This is a genomic window from Vreelandella neptunia (assembly GCF_000712975.1).
Classification (GTDB): domain Bacteria; phylum Pseudomonadota; class Gammaproteobacteria; order Pseudomonadales; family Halomonadaceae; genus Vreelandella; species Vreelandella qaidamensis.
Window position 1 is genome coordinate 1 of record NZ_JHQL01000014.1, and the last position, 418, is coordinate 418.

The following is a 418-nucleotide window of genomic DNA, read 5'->3' on the forward strand; positions in this document are numbered from 1 at the left end:
GCGCTGCTCAGCGTGCCGCTGAGTGTGGCGGTGCCGGTGCCTTCATTAACCGTGACGTCGTTAAGCGTCAGGGTGGTGACGTCGCTATCATCAACCGTGGTCACGGTGGCGGTGCTGGTGGTATCCACGGCTTCGTAGTTGCCACCGTCCGTGCCGGTGATGCTCAGGGTCTGGCTCTCGTCGCCTTGCTGGAAGACGTCGTCTTCACGGCTGGCGAACGTGACGCTGCCTTCGGTGGCGTTGGCGGCAATGACGATCTGCTCTCCGTTGGACAGCGTGATCGTGAGGTCAGTGGCTGGGGCATTGTTCACGCGGGCGGTGACGGTGATGTCGTTGCCTTCGGTGACGGTTTCCGGGGCGTCCAGGGTGATGGTGGTGACGTCGTTGTCGTCAACCGTGGTCACCGTGGCGGTGCTGG

1 protein-coding gene is annotated in these 418 nt (G+C 63.4%); it reads right to left on the reverse strand.

The window, feature by feature from the left end; genetic code table 11:
* The coding region (locus tag CR46_RS18495) for an immunoglobulin-like domain-containing protein (protein WP_035537061.1) at positions 1–418 on the reverse strand (418 nt) is incomplete at both ends.